We start from the raw sequence: 11976 nt of genomic DNA, 5'->3' as shown, positions 1-11976 counted from the left end.
CCGGAACACACTTTCCCACTCACGTGCGGAGGGCGACTCGCTCGTCCGTGGGCGTTGTCAGAGAACGGATTCCAGCCAGGCGGCCGTGTCGAACAGGCGTTGCTCGGCGCCGGGGCGCCCGATCAGCTGCAATCCGAGGGGCAGGCCTGCGCTGTCGCGCTTGCCGGGGATGGTGACCACGGGCAGGCCCATCGCCTGCCACGGTCGGCTCAGCACGGGCGTCCCCGTCGCGTCGTGGCCGCGGGGAGCGGCGCCGAGTGCGGCGGGTCCGAGGACGGCCTCGTCCTCGTCCAGCGCAGCGAGCAGCAACTGCCGGATTTCGGTGATTCCGGCCAGGGCGGCGCGGTACTGAGCCTCGGTGGTCTGGGCTCCCGCGGTGAACAATTCGGCGAGGGGTGCACTGATCTTGTCGGGCTGCGCCGCCTCGACGGCGCGTTCCCGGGCGGCGTCGTACGCCATCACCGTGTGGTGGTGTTCCGTCAGCGCCACGACGGCCGCGGCGGCGTCGACCTCACGGCATCGAACACCCGCGGACTGCGCGGCACCCGCGGTGGTCCTGAGCGCCGCCGTCATGTCCGGGGACACCTCGCCGAGTTCGAACCCACTCCACAGGCGGAGCCGGCGCGGCGCGGAAGGCTCGAGAGCGGGCGCCCGGGTGCCGTCGCGCAGCGCCGTCCACGCGAAGTGCAGATCGGACACCGTGCGTGCCAGCAGCCCCACCGTGTCGAGACGGGGACTCAATCCGGTGATGCCGGCGGTCGGGAGTTCGCCGTGGGCGGTGACGAAACCCGCGACTCCGCAGAACGACGCCGGCCGGGTCAGCGATCCCGCGGTCTGCGTGCCGAACGCCAGCGGCACCATGCCCGCGGCCACCGCTGCCGCCGAGCCGCTCGACGACCCGCCGGGGGTGTGGTCCACGGCGCGCGGATTGCGGGTGGGGCCGGGCTTGAAGTACCCGAACTCGGTGGTCACGGTCTTGCCGACCGGGAGCGCGCCGAGTGCGCGCGCACGCGCCACACAGTCGGCGTCCGTCGCCGCCGGTTCCGCGCTCCGGAGCTCACTGCCGCAGCGCGTCGGCATGCCGGCGACGTCGATCAGATCCTTGACGCCGACGGGAACACCCCACAGCACTCTGCCGGGGTCGCTGGATTGGATCCGGGCGGCCGCCGACCGCACCGCGTCGGGATCGAGGTGGGCCCAGGCGCGGATTGCCGGGTCCTGGTCCGCGATCTGCGCGAGTGCCGCCTCCGCCACGTCGACCGGCGTCGTCGAACCCGCCGACAGCTGTTCGACCAGGTCCCGAAGTGGTGACCGTAGTTCCGTCTTCATTGCATCGCCGCCATCGTGTCGTCGTTCTTCGTCTCGGTCTGTCCGGTGAGCGCCCGGGTGCGCATCACCGAGAAGAGGCGGTCGGCCCGTGCCTTGGTCTCCCCGGACGGCGCCGACAGCAGTGCGACGACGACGGACACCGCCAGCGAGAGGGGCGCCACGGCGAGTGCCGGGTTCGAGAATCCGAGGATGGAGTCCGGCCCCTGGACGACCGGGCTGAGCAGGATGACGGTGATCGACAGCACCAGCCCGACGACGATGCCGGAGATGACGGCCCGCGCCGTCATACGCTTCCAGTACATGGTCAGCAGCAGCGCAGGCAGGTTCGCGCACGCGGCGATGGACATTCCCAGCGACGCGAGAAACGCGACGTTCTGCTTCTGCGCCGCGAACGCGATGGCGACACCGATGACGCAGGTCGCCACGGTCGCCACCCGGGCCGCGCGGTGCTGAGCCTTCGCCGATACCGATCCGTTCCGGATCACCTGCCCGTACAGATCGTGTGCGATCGCACCCGATGTCGCGATCACCAGTCCGGACAGTGCGGCCAGAATGGTCACGAACGCCACGGCCGCGACGAACGCCAGCAACACTCCGCCGCCGACGGTTTCCGCGAGCTGCGCGACCGCGAGGTTGCCGCCGCGGTTCTCGGACTTGATCACCTCGACCCCGACCAGCTTGGCGGCGCCGTAGCCGAGCACGGGAACGAGGAGGTAGAAGGCGAAGAAGATCCAGATCGCCGTGTAGGCGGACGTTCTCGCCTGCCTCGCGTCCGGGACGGTGAGGAATCGGATCATGACGTGCGGCAGGCCGAGCACGCCGAGAACGAGCCCGACTGTCTGCGACAACTGATCGAACGACGCCGCGCCCGACGTGCGCTGCGGTGCGACGAACGACTGACCGAATTCGGCGAGCGCGGTGCTGAACGGGCCGAAGGGGTTGAAGTCGAAGCGCACGAGCACGAGAACGAACAGCACGACGGCGCACACCATGAGCAGACCGGTCTTGATGATCTGGATCCAGCTGGTGGCGAGCATCCCGCCGACGAGCGTGTATGCGGTGGTGAGTGTTCCGATGATCAGCACGGCCACCGCGTAGTCGAGGTCGAACAGCAGCGACACCAGCAGTGCGGCGCCGACCAACTGCGACACGAGATAGACCACGCTGATCACCACGGTGCTGAGCGCCATCATCGAGCGCACGTCCTTGCCGGGGAAGCGGGTGGCGAGGACATCCGCCAGCGTGAAGCGGCCGAGGTTGCGCAGCGGTTCGGCGATCAGCAGCATCGCGAGAACGAACGCGACGGGCACGAAGACCGCGAGATAGAACCCGTTGAAACCGGTCAGGGCGATCGCACCGGTGACGCCGAGAAACGAGGCGGCAGAGATGAAGTCGCCGGCGATCGCGACACCGTTCTGGCGACCGGTGAGGCTGCCGCCCGCGACGTAGTGATCGGCCGCCGACTTGTTCCGCTTGGACGCCCACGCGGTGATCATCAGGGTGACGGCGACGAGCGCCGCGAAGAGTGACGCAGAGACGAGGTTCACGGCGCGTTATCCTTTCGTCCGCGATGCGGTTCGGGCGTCGAGTTCGGCGGCACGCGCCATGTAGTACCGGGCCACGACGATGGCGACGGCGAATTGCGCGACTGCGTAGAGCCACGCCACGGTGACACCGCTGAACACGACGCCGTCCAGCAGTGAGGTGAACCCGCCGAGAATCGGCAGGGGCAGGAACAGGGCGAGGACCAGGGCGCTGAGACGAAACGTCAGGGCGGCACGGGTATCTGCGAGCTCCTGCAGGTCGGAATCCTGCGGGAGCCCTTCTCGAGGTGGCGAGGTGTCCATGTCTATCTACCTCCGGCTGCGGTGGGGACGAGGGCGGGTGTCACGGTGATCGGATCGGACCATTCGTCGTAGAACAGCCAGTCGGGGGACTCGACCGGGACCGACAATCGGTGGAACTTGCGCTGGAAGTAGACGAGGCTGTCGCCCTGTTCGCGTGTGCGGACGCGGTCGAGTTCGATGAACATCACCGAATGCGATCCCATTGTCTTGATGTCGGCGATCCGGCCCGCGAGCACCACATGGGCGGCGCGCAGGATCGGGACACCGTCGCCGGTGTCCTCCTCCCAGATGTCCCACTGGAAGCGGTCCGCCATCGCTACTTTCGTCGCGCCCGCGAAATGCATGGCCAGCTCTTCGTCGTCGCCGGCGAGCACGTTGATGCCGACCCGGCCATTTTCCCGGAATACGTTGTGCATCGCGCTGTTCTGATTCACGCACACGAGCGCCGTAGGAGGGGAGTCGGTCACCGAGCAGACCGCGGTGACGGTCATTCCGCAGCGCCCGGCGGGGCCGTCGGTCGTCACGACGTTGACCGCGGCGGGCAGATTCGCCATGGCGGTGCGGAAATTCAGTTGCATGGGTGTGAGTTCGGGCATTTTCAGCCTCCGTGAGTCGGAACGGGAAGTCGTGTCACCACGTGGCGCCGGCGATCCTGCAAAGAAGGATATGACGCGCTCGTGCGCTGGAACATTGGCGGCGACGCTACTTTCTCGCAGGAAGTCGCGTATCCGGGTAGGGGATTTCTTCAGTTGCCTATCGCTTCCGTTACGGTCGGTGTTGACTGGACGGGGAAGCAAGCCATCTGTGCGAGGCAGGATTCGATGGAGCAGCAAGAAACACGGGTTTACATCGTCGACGACGATCAAGAGTTGTGCGCATCGCTTGCGTGGCTACTCGATTCGGTCAACATCACGTCGGAGTACTACTTCTCGGTGCAGTCGTTCCTCGAGGAGTACCGCCGCGACATCCCGGCCTGCCTCGTCCTGGACGTCCGGATGCCGGAAGTCGGGGGATTCCAGCTCCAGGAGACACTCCTCGCCGACGAATCCCCGATTCCGATCATCTTCGTGTCGGCGCACGGCGACATCAAGATGTCGGTACGGGCACTGCAGCGGGGCGCGCTGACGTTCATCGAGAAGCCCTACGACCCGCAGCACATGCTCGACGTGATCCAGGATGCGCTCCGGGTCGCGCGGCAACGATTCGGCGAGCGCCGCAACCGAACGGAATTGCAGGGTCGGATAGACGCGCTGACGGTGCGGGAACGGGAAATTCTCGCACTCGTGCTCGACGGGCTGCCGAGCAAGAACATCGCCAAAGAGCTGGGTATCAGCGTGAAGACGGTCGATGTGCATCGCACGCGTATCAAGGAGAAGACCGGAGCAGAAAGCATTGCGGTTCTCGTGCGCGACATTCTGCAGGCCGGACTTTCCGTGACCTGAAAGTGATCAGGGAAGCTCGACGACGAGTCGCGCGGATTTCGCGCGCGACACACACGCGGCGATTCTGTCTCCCGCCTTTCTCTCACTCTTGGTGAGGCAATTGTCCCGGTGGTCGGGCTCGCCCTCGAGCACGTCCATGACGCACGTGCCGCAGATCCCTTCCCGGCACGAGGTGTCGATCTCGATGTCGTTCTCTTCGAGTACGTCGGCGATGGATTTTCCGGCCGGCACTTCGAACACCTCGCCCGTGTCGAGTTCCACCTCGAACGCCGTATCCGACTCGGTCGCGGCAGGCGTCGCCGCCTCGAAGTGTTCGAAGTGGACCGCGTCCTCGCCGACCGCAGGTTCGGCCAGCAGGCGCACCCGATCCATGAAACCTTCGGGGCCGCACGTGTAGACGTGGGTGGCGGCGGACGCGTCCGCCAGGATCTTCTCGAGCGTCGAGAACTGGTCGTCCCGCGTGAGGCCGAAGTGCTGGTGCACGTCCTGCCGGAAATCCGCATTCTCCAGCAGGTCGACGAACGCGGCCTGCGCCCTCGTGCGCGCGAAATAGTGCAGGTCGAATCGCTGTCCCTGCCGATGCAACGCGAACGCCAGACTCAGCATCGGCGTCAGCCCGATCCCCGCTGCGACGAGGATGTGCCGATCGGCACCCTCGGCGAGCGTGAGCAGTGTCCGCGGCCCGCTGATCCGCAACTCGCTGCCAGTCGTCACGTGATCGTGCAGCGCGGCCGAGGCGCCGCGCGGACCGGTCTCGCGTTTGACGGCGACGACATACGATTCGGACTCGTGCGGCGGGCTGCACAGCGAGTACTGGGTGAGGACCTCGGTGGGTCCGAGGATGTCGATGTGGGCGCCCGCAGGGTACGGGTCGAACCGTGAACCGTCCGTCCGGACCAGCCGGAACGACTTGATGTCCGGCGTTTCCTCGACGATTTCCGCGACAGTGACAGTGAACATGCTCATGGTGATTCTTCCTCCGGTGCTGCGACCCGTCGCCCTCGAGCGGGGGTCAGCGCATGTACAGGCCGCCGTTGACGTCCCAGCAGGCTCCGGTCACCGACGCGGCGGCCGGGGACGCGAGGAGGGCGACCGTCTCGGCGATGAATTCGGGCGACCCCAGTGTGCCCACGGGAATGGTGGTGAGAATGGCCGCGAGTTTGTCCGCGGGCACTGTCTCGCGCACCACGGGCAGGTCCAGCGGTCCCGGCGACACCGCGTTGACGGTGACACCCGACGGTGCGAGTTCCCGGGCGAAGACCTTGGTCAGCGTTCCGACGCCGCCCTTCGCGGCCGCGTAGTGGGCCCCGGTTGCCGTGCCGCCGTTCTGGCCGGCGAGCGAGGCGATGTTGACGATGCGGCCGTAGCCGCGTTCGGCGAAGTGGCTTCCGAACACCTGGCAGCCGAGGAACGCGCCGTTGAGGTTGATCTCGACGATGTCCGAGAATTCCTCCGGCGCAATGTCCATCAACGAGCCGGTCTGGGAACGGCCGGCATTGTTGACGAGAACGTCCGCCCCACCCCAGACGTCGACGACCCGGTCGCACAGGGACTCGAAGTCGGACTTCTTCCGAACGTCGAGGACGGCGGCGACGGCGGTGTTCCCGGAGGAATCCAGCGCCACCGCAGTCTCTTTCGCGGCGGCCTCGTCGATGTCCGCGACCAGTACGCGATATCCGCGGTCGTGCAACAGGCGGGCGATGGCGGCGCCGAGTCCGCGTCCGGCGCCGGTGACTACTGCGACGTGATCCATGTCGAACTCCTATTTCTGGAGGGAAAGGTCAGAGGAGGTAGCCGGAGGCGTTGACCGCGCCCTGCGAGTTGACGAGCCGGATGACCTTCAGGTCCAGCCGCGGCCCGGTCTCGGTGTAGCGGATGCGGTGCGTGACGTCGGCCGCGAGGGTCTGCTGGTCGTCGCGTTTGAAGCCCACGAGGATCTGTGCGGACCTCAGCGTGATCGAGTCGTCGGTGCGGTCCTCGACGGTGAAGCGGGAGACGGTGCGGACGGTGCGGGCCGCGGCGAGCGCGGACATCGAGTAGCCGGAGGTCAGGCGTTCGATCCGCATGCGCCGCATCCGGGTGTCGTCGTTGACCATGTTCAGCGATCCGTCGAAGTCGTCGGTGTCGAGGTCGATGGGTATGACGTACCGGCCTTCGTCGGTCCAGAGTGCGTCCCAGGTCTGGTAGTCCTTGGCGTCGAGCAGGGCCGCTTCGTGCCAGACGAGTTCGATGGCCTGCAGTACCCGGGTGTCGGACAGTGCGATCGTCAGGAGGTCAGTGCTCATCGGTCATCATCCTCTTCCACATTGCGTAGGCTTCGCGCATTCCGGTTTCGTCGGTGACGTGCGAGGTGCGGTGCCCGTCGCTGTCGAGTGCTTCACGATTGAGACCGCGGTTCACCATGATCGGCATTCCGGGTGCGCCGCGGGAGCCGCGCTGAACCCGGTCCCAGGCCTCGGAGTCGTCTGGGCTGCCGAACCCGAACGGGCCCTGGAAATGTTCGTGGATGCGGAGACGTTCGCGGTTGACGATCTCGGGTCCACCGTCCATGCCGAGGGCGATGTGCCGGATCTCGGTCTCGTCGACCGCGATCGGGCGCAGTACCCGGAAGAACGACATCGACATCGCGACGTTGGGGAAGATGTTGAGGTTGAACCCGGCGCCGTGCATGGACCGGACGATGCGGCGGACCTGGTCGGCGGGCATCGTCTTCGACAGCTCCTCGACGATGTGGTCGAAGCGGGCCTGAATCTTCTCGGTGCCGTCGTCGTGGTCGAGGTCGACGTGCTCTGGGACCATGATGGCGACGCTGTGACCGTTGCCGAGCGCGTGCGTGACGGCGTTGTCGTCGGTCATGAAGGAGAGCATGTCGGCGGTTTCGGCGTCGACGGACGACATCCAGGATCGGTGCACGATGGGGAAGTGGTAGCCGTCGGTGGTGTTCTCCAACTGGATCTTCCAGTTGCCGCGGAAGCGGAAGCAGTGCTCGCCCTGGGTCTTGATCGGGTAGCCGGCGCCCTGCTTCATGAACAGGTCGATCCACACCTTCGCGTCACCGAGGAAGTCGTCGAGGGGTTCGACGTCGGGGTTGAAGCTGGCGAAGATCATTCCCGCGTACGACTCCACCCGCAGGCTCTGCAGCGGGAGGTCCTTCTTGTCGAGGTCCTCGTCGTAGCCGTCGGGGTAGGGGATCCCGCGCAGCCGCCCGTCGACGGCGTATGACCAGCTGTGATACGGGCACGTGAATCCGTTCGCCTTGCCCTTGGGGACCTCGCAGACGCTGGCCCCGCGGTGGCGGCACCGGTTGAGCAGGACATTGAAGTTGCCCTTCCGGTCGCGGTTGACGATCACCGGCTGCCTGCCGATGGTCGCCATCGTGTAGCTTCCGGCCTCGGGGATCTCGCTCTCGTGGGCGACCCACACCCAGGTGCGGTAGAAGATTCGCTCGAGTTCGGCCTCGAACATGTCGGGGTCGGTGTACAGCGATCCGTCCACGCGGTCGTCGGTGGCGAGGTCCGCGAAGTTGGTTTCCGTGAAGCCGGTGTCTGTGGGATCCAGCGAAGTGGTCATCACATTCTCTTTCCATTCGATTCGAGCAGTCGCGGAGCCTCGTCGAGGCGGGTGGCGAACAGCTTCTCGGTCGTGAAGTGGCTGATCCGGGCGGTGCCGTCCCGGACTTCGCACTCGGCGGTGATGCGGGCGACGAGCAGTTCGGCCGATTCGTCCTCGTACCGCGACAGCTGTTCCATGACCCACCGCCCCCGCGCTGTGGGTCCGTCCACGTCGATCTGCTCGTTGCCGAGCAGGTGCGCATTTCCCCGGAAATGGGGGCTCGGTGGGAGGTACGCGGTGAGCATTCCGACGATCTCCCGGCGGCCCTGCCGCCTGCCGAATTTGTGCGCGTAGTCGCTGCCGACGCCTTCCCACACCGCCTCGGGTGTGAAGAGGGAGCCGAGTTCCTCGGCCGAGAACTGCACGGACGGAACGTCACACAGTTCCATGTAGCGGCAGATCACCCGGTGAACGGCCTCGCGCCTCTCGATGCGCTCGGTCGCGCTCGCACGGTGCATGTCGCTCACACGCCGAGGTCGACGTCTTCGCGGACGGTGAGCGCACGGCCGATGCGGGCTTCGATCTTCGCGTATCGCCACAGCGTGTACTCGCCGACAGTGGTGGTGCGGAAGAGGTTGCAGACCTCTTTGACGGTTTCCTGGGTGTCGACGTCGGCGAGGATGTAGCACGTCCACGGCCAGCCGTCCGACGGTCCGACCATGTGGCTGTCGTCGTCGATGTCCCCGATCACCCGGACGCCGGGCGTCTCGGCCAGCGCGTCCATCATCCCGGAGAACGCCTTCCACACCAGGCCGCCCTGGCCGGTCGGGAGGTCGAAGAAGTTCTGGTTGATGCCGATGCAGAACAGCACTCTCAGTGGTGCGGTCATGGTTGTACTCCTGAAGGGTCGGTGGTCGGGGTGCGGTCGATGCTCAGATGAAGCCGGGGAACGGCGGGATGTCCATGAGCACGGCACCGGCGCTGTCGTAGATGCCGTCGCCGAGGAAAGCGTGCTGCGGCGGGACCAGGGCCTCGCGCATGTACCGCTGCATGGCGTTGCCGTCGTAGATGGCGCCGGTGCCCGACAACTGGAATGCGGTGTGCACGGCGGACGCTCCCGCCTTGGCGACGTGGGTCGAGGACAAGCGAAGAAGTGCCGCAAGCTTTTCCGGGACTGGATTGCCGGCGACCACCGTGGCGTACGCCTCGTCGGTGACCTCGTAGAAGAAGGCGCGCGCGGACCGCAGCGTCGCCTCCGCCTTGGCCAGGTCGATGCGGTAGTAGGCGCGGTCGGCGAGTTTGGGCGCTCCGGTGATCCCGGTGCGTCCCGCGCCGACCTTGATCGCGTAGTCGAGCGCCGCGCGTCCCACTCCGAGATTGACGACGGCCAGCACCTGGGCGGCGTACGCGATGGAGGGATAGCGGTAGAGGGGTTCGTCGACGGTGGGGGTTCCGCCCCGGATGAACGTCCAGTCCTCGGGCACGACGACGCCGTCGACCTTCAGTTCGTGGCTGCCGGTTCCCGAGAGACCGACCACGTCCCAGTTCTCGACGATCTCGACGTCCTTCGGCCACAGCAGGGCGGTGCGTGGCTTCCCCGCGGTGGAGTCGCCGCCGCGGATGCCCACACCGAGGATGTCGGCGCCCTTGCATCCGCTGGCGAACTTCCACTGCCCGGTGATCTTCAGGCCTCCCGGCACCTGTTCGACGGGCTGCACCGGGAACAGGCCGCCGGCGAAGACGAGGTCGGGGCTGTCCTTGTACAACTCGGCCTGCGTCGCGAGGGGCAGCGCCGCAAGGTAGACGAGGGCGGAGCCGAAACTCGCGACCCAGCCCGCCGACGCGTCCACCGCGGAGATTCGTTCGATCATCCGCAGAAACTCGCTCGGGGGCAGTGCGTCGCCGCCGAACCGGCGGGGGGTCGCTGCGCGGTAGATGCCGACCTGCTTGAACTCGTCGATCATGTCGCGAGGCACGAACTTCTGTGTGGCGAACTCTTCCCGCCGCAATGCGACGTGCTCGAGGACGTCCTCGAACGACAGCGTCCCGTTCGCGGCGGTGCCCGTCGTGTCGAGGGTCGGTGCGGTGGTGGTCATCAAATACTCCGATCGACGCGAAGTAGAAGGGGTGTGGCGTGTTTCGTGTCGAGTTTCACGCTATTGCGGTGGCGGGCATCACTCAATCGGTGCTTCCTCCCGCACACGTGCAGAGATGTCGCCCCGGACTAAAGGAATTCCCTATCGTGTCCGCGGTCTGCACGCTCAGTAGACTCGATGTGAGCCCAAGGAGGCCGCATTGTCCGAACTCGCGCCGTCCGACTACGAACAACTCGTCGAGTCGCTCCGCTACTGCGTCCTGGTCCACGATGCGGCGACCAAGGACATCCTGTGGGCCAACAGGGCTGCGTCGGAACTACTCGAGTTCACGGTCGAAGAGCTCAAACCGCTCAAGGCCCCCGACATGAGTTCCCCGGCGAAGCGCTACCGCCGGTCGGTGGGACGGCGGTGGCTGCAGGAGGCCGTCGACAACGGGGCAGCGGTCACCGAATGGGCGTATCGCGCGAAGAGCGGGCGAGAGGTCCTGACGGAGGCGATCGCGATCCGGGTCGAGCTGAGCGCCCGGACCGTGGTGATGGTGCAGTTCCGCGACATCGAGCAGGAAACGTCGATGCGCCGCGACCTCACGCGCACCGAGGCCGATCTCAGCCGCACCGAGGCCCGCCTGGCCGCGTTCCTGCGGAACATGGCCGAAGGCATCCTGGTTCTCGACGACGACAGCCGCATCACGTATGCGAGCGAGGCGGCGTCGGAACTACTGAAGGTCCCGGTGGCATCGCTTGTCGGCGAACGTTTCACGGAGTTCTGCCGGGCGGGGCAGTCACGGGAGAGCGTGCGCCGGGCCCTGGATCTCACCACCGCCGACGGGGGTTCCCAGAGCCTGCGCTACGAGGTGGAACTGACGTCCGAGGAGCGCCGCTGGCACGCGGGAAGCTGCCAGCACATCGCGATCGAGAATGATCTGAGCGGGCACCTGCTGCTCTTCCACGACGTCACCGAGCACGTCCGCACCGAACAGGAGCACGAACGGGATTCGCAGTACCTCAACTACCTGGCCCGCTACAACGCGATGGGCGACATGGCCATGGCCATCGCGCACGAGTTGGCCCAGCCGCTCGCGGCCGCCACCAACTTCATCGCCGGAACGCAGAGCCGCCTCGGTGACGGGCACAGCAGTCACGACGAGGTGAGCTGGGGCCTCGGGGAGGCGCGCAAGCAGATCGACAGGGCCAATCAGATAGTCCGGAGCTTGCGCGAATACGTGACACAACTCGAGGAGTCCCAGCAGATCGTCGACCTCAACGACATCGTGGACGAATGTGCGTATTTCGTCGACATCCGCGCGCGGCAGAAGGGTGTTCACGTCGAGTACCTCCGCGCGCACGGCACGGTCGCCGTCGTGTGCGAACGTGTGCTCACCGGGCAGGTCATCCTGAACCTGTGTTTCAACGCCATCGACGAGATGGCGGAATGGCCGGCAGCCGACCGCATCGTGAGGGTACGCACCGACGTCACCGAGACGGAGGGCGTCGTGAGCGTCGAGGACCACGGCAAGGGTCTCTCGCACGTCCCGGACGGCCGAATCTTCGACGGCGCGTTCACGTCGAAGTCCACGGGCCACGGAATCGGACTTGCGCTGAGCCACCGCATCATCACCCGCCAGGGCGGGACAATCACCGCACGCGAGAACGATCCGCACGGGGCGGTCTTCACGTTCACGCTGCCGGTCGACCCGAACCGCTGAGCGAC

General features: G+C 66.5%; 13 protein-coding genes. 2 read left to right on the top strand and 11 right to left on the bottom strand.

What is annotated here, in order from left to right:
* Positions 1–57 precede the first annotated feature (57 nt).
* Genes JWS14_RS15010 through JWS14_RS14995 form a run of 4 tightly spaced genes read right to left on the bottom strand, consistent with a single transcriptional unit; the run spans position 58 to position 3772 of the window.
* Positions 58–1329 carry an amidase gene (locus JWS14_RS15010; RefSeq protein WP_206013638.1) on the bottom strand — a complete coding sequence of 424 codons (1272 nt, stop codon included), beginning with the start codon at positions 1327–1329 and terminating at the stop codon, positions 58–60.
* Positions 1326–2876, bottom strand: coding sequence for a solute symporter family protein (locus JWS14_RS15005; protein ID WP_072936996.1), 1551 nt, complete (start codon positions 2874–2876; stop codon positions 1326–1328). The genes JWS14_RS15010 and JWS14_RS15005 overlap by 4 nt, the downstream gene beginning before the upstream one ends.
* Positions 2877–2882: 6 nt before the next feature.
* The gene (locus tag JWS14_RS15000; RefSeq protein ID WP_072936997.1) at positions 2883–3176 is read right to left on the bottom strand and encodes a DUF485 domain-containing protein; all 294 of its coding nucleotides are present in this window, start codon (positions 3174–3176) and stop codon (positions 2883–2885) included.
* Between the two features lie 2 nt (positions 3177–3178).
* Positions 3179–3772, bottom strand: a complete 594-nt coding sequence (locus JWS14_RS14995) for a flavin reductase (RefSeq protein ID WP_072936998.1) — start codon at positions 3770–3772, stop codon at positions 3179–3181.
* Between the two features lie 225 nt (positions 3773–3997).
* On the opposite strand from JWS14_RS14995, the gene JWS14_RS14990 reads away from it, so the two are divergent.
* Positions 3998–4618, top strand: a complete 621-nt coding sequence (locus JWS14_RS14990; protein WP_072936999.1) for a response regulator transcription factor — start codon at positions 3998–4000, stop codon at positions 4616–4618.
* A gap of 6 nt (positions 4619–4624) precedes the next feature.
* On the opposite strand, the gene JWS14_RS14985 is transcribed toward JWS14_RS14990, so the two are convergent.
* From JWS14_RS14985 to JWS14_RS14955, 7 genes are read right to left on the bottom strand one after another with little or no spacing between them, the layout of a single operon-like run.
* A complete protein-coding gene (locus JWS14_RS14985; protein ID WP_206013637.1) occupies positions 4625–5584 on the bottom strand; it encodes a PDR/VanB family oxidoreductase in 960 nt (319 codons plus the stop codon).
* 46 nt (positions 5585–5630) lie between these two features.
* Entirely contained in the window at positions 5631–6371 is a 741-nt protein-coding gene (locus JWS14_RS14980) for an SDR family NAD(P)-dependent oxidoreductase (protein WP_072937001.1), read from the bottom strand.
* Between the two features lie 28 nt (positions 6372–6399).
* Positions 6400–6903 carry an aromatic-ring-hydroxylating dioxygenase subunit beta gene (locus tag JWS14_RS14975; RefSeq protein WP_206013636.1) on the bottom strand — a complete coding sequence of 168 codons (504 nt, stop codon included), beginning with the start codon at positions 6901–6903 and terminating at the stop codon, positions 6400–6402.
* Positions 6893–8188: an aromatic ring-hydroxylating oxygenase subunit alpha gene (locus tag JWS14_RS14970; protein WP_206013635.1), complete on the bottom strand. Its 1296-nt coding sequence runs from the start codon at positions 8186–8188 to the stop codon at positions 6893–6895. The genes JWS14_RS14975 and JWS14_RS14970 overlap by 11 nt, the downstream gene beginning before the upstream one ends.
* Complete coding sequence (locus tag JWS14_RS14965) at positions 8188–8688, bottom strand: nuclear transport factor 2 family protein (protein ID WP_072937058.1); 501 nt, start codon at positions 8686–8688, stop codon at positions 8188–8190. Before JWS14_RS14965 ends, JWS14_RS14970 begins: the two co-directional genes overlap by 1 nt.
* Positions 8689–8693: 5 nt before the next feature.
* Positions 8694–9059: a hypothetical protein gene (locus JWS14_RS14960; RefSeq protein WP_206013634.1), complete on the bottom strand. Its 366-nt coding sequence runs from the start codon at positions 9057–9059 to the stop codon at positions 8694–8696.
* A gap of 43 nt (positions 9060–9102) precedes the next feature.
* A complete protein-coding gene (locus JWS14_RS14955; protein ID WP_206013633.1) occupies positions 9103–10266 on the bottom strand; it encodes an acyl-CoA dehydrogenase family protein in 1164 nt (387 codons plus the stop codon).
* A gap of 199 nt (positions 10267–10465) precedes the next feature.
* Here JWS14_RS14955 and JWS14_RS14950 point away from each other — a divergent pair, with 199 nt between their 5' ends.
* Positions 10466–11971, top strand: a complete 1506-nt coding sequence (locus JWS14_RS14950; RefSeq protein ID WP_206013632.1) for a PAS domain-containing sensor histidine kinase — start codon at positions 10466–10468, stop codon at positions 11969–11971.
* Positions 11972–11976: the final 5 nt, after the last annotated feature.

The sequence above is a fragment of the Rhodococcus koreensis genome (assembly GCF_017068375.1).
In the GTDB taxonomy this organism is placed as follows: Bacteria; Actinomycetota; Actinomycetes; order Mycobacteriales; family Mycobacteriaceae; genus Rhodococcus_F; species Rhodococcus_F koreensis.
The sequence above is the reverse complement of the archived record's forward strand: the minus strand, read 5'-3'. Positions and strand labels throughout refer to the sequence as shown.

Excerpts from the sequence above, each read along its gene's own strand:
- JWS14_RS15010 (WP_206013638.1), bottom strand. The coding sequence starts at position 1,329 with ATGAAGACGGAACTACGGTCACCACTTCGGGACCTGGTCGAACAGCTG.
- JWS14_RS15000 (WP_072936997.1), bottom strand. The coding sequence starts at position 3,176 with ATGGACACCTCGCCACCTCGAGAAGGGCTCCCGCAGGATTCCGACCTG.
- JWS14_RS14995 (WP_072936998.1), bottom strand. The coding sequence starts at position 3,772 with ATGCCCGAACTCACACCCATGCAACTGAATTTCCGCACCGCCATGGCG.
- JWS14_RS14990 (WP_072936999.1), top strand. The coding sequence starts at position 3,998 with ATGGAGCAGCAAGAAACACGGGTTTACATCGTCGACGACGATCAAGAG.
- JWS14_RS14985 (WP_206013637.1), bottom strand. The coding sequence starts at position 5,584 with ATGAGCATGTTCACTGTCACTGTCGCGGAAATCGTCGAGGAAACGCCG.
- JWS14_RS14980 (WP_072937001.1), bottom strand. The coding sequence starts at position 6,371 with ATGGATCACGTCGCAGTAGTCACCGGCGCCGGACGCGGACTCGGCGCC.
- JWS14_RS14975 (WP_206013636.1), bottom strand. The coding sequence starts at position 6,903 with ATGAGCACTGACCTCCTGACGATCGCACTGTCCGACACCCGGGTACTG.
- JWS14_RS14970 (WP_206013635.1), bottom strand. The coding sequence starts at position 8,188 with ATGACCACTTCGCTGGATCCCACAGACACCGGCTTCACGGAAACCAAC.
- JWS14_RS14965 (WP_072937058.1), bottom strand. The coding sequence starts at position 8,688 with ATGCACCGTGCGAGCGCGACCGAGCGCATCGAGAGGCGCGAGGCCGTT.
- JWS14_RS14960 (WP_206013634.1), bottom strand. The coding sequence starts at position 9,059 with ATGACCGCACCACTGAGAGTGCTGTTCTGCATCGGCATCAACCAGAAC.
- JWS14_RS14955 (WP_206013633.1), bottom strand. The coding sequence starts at position 10,266 with ATGACCACCACCGCACCGACCCTCGACACGACGGGCACCGCCGCGAAC.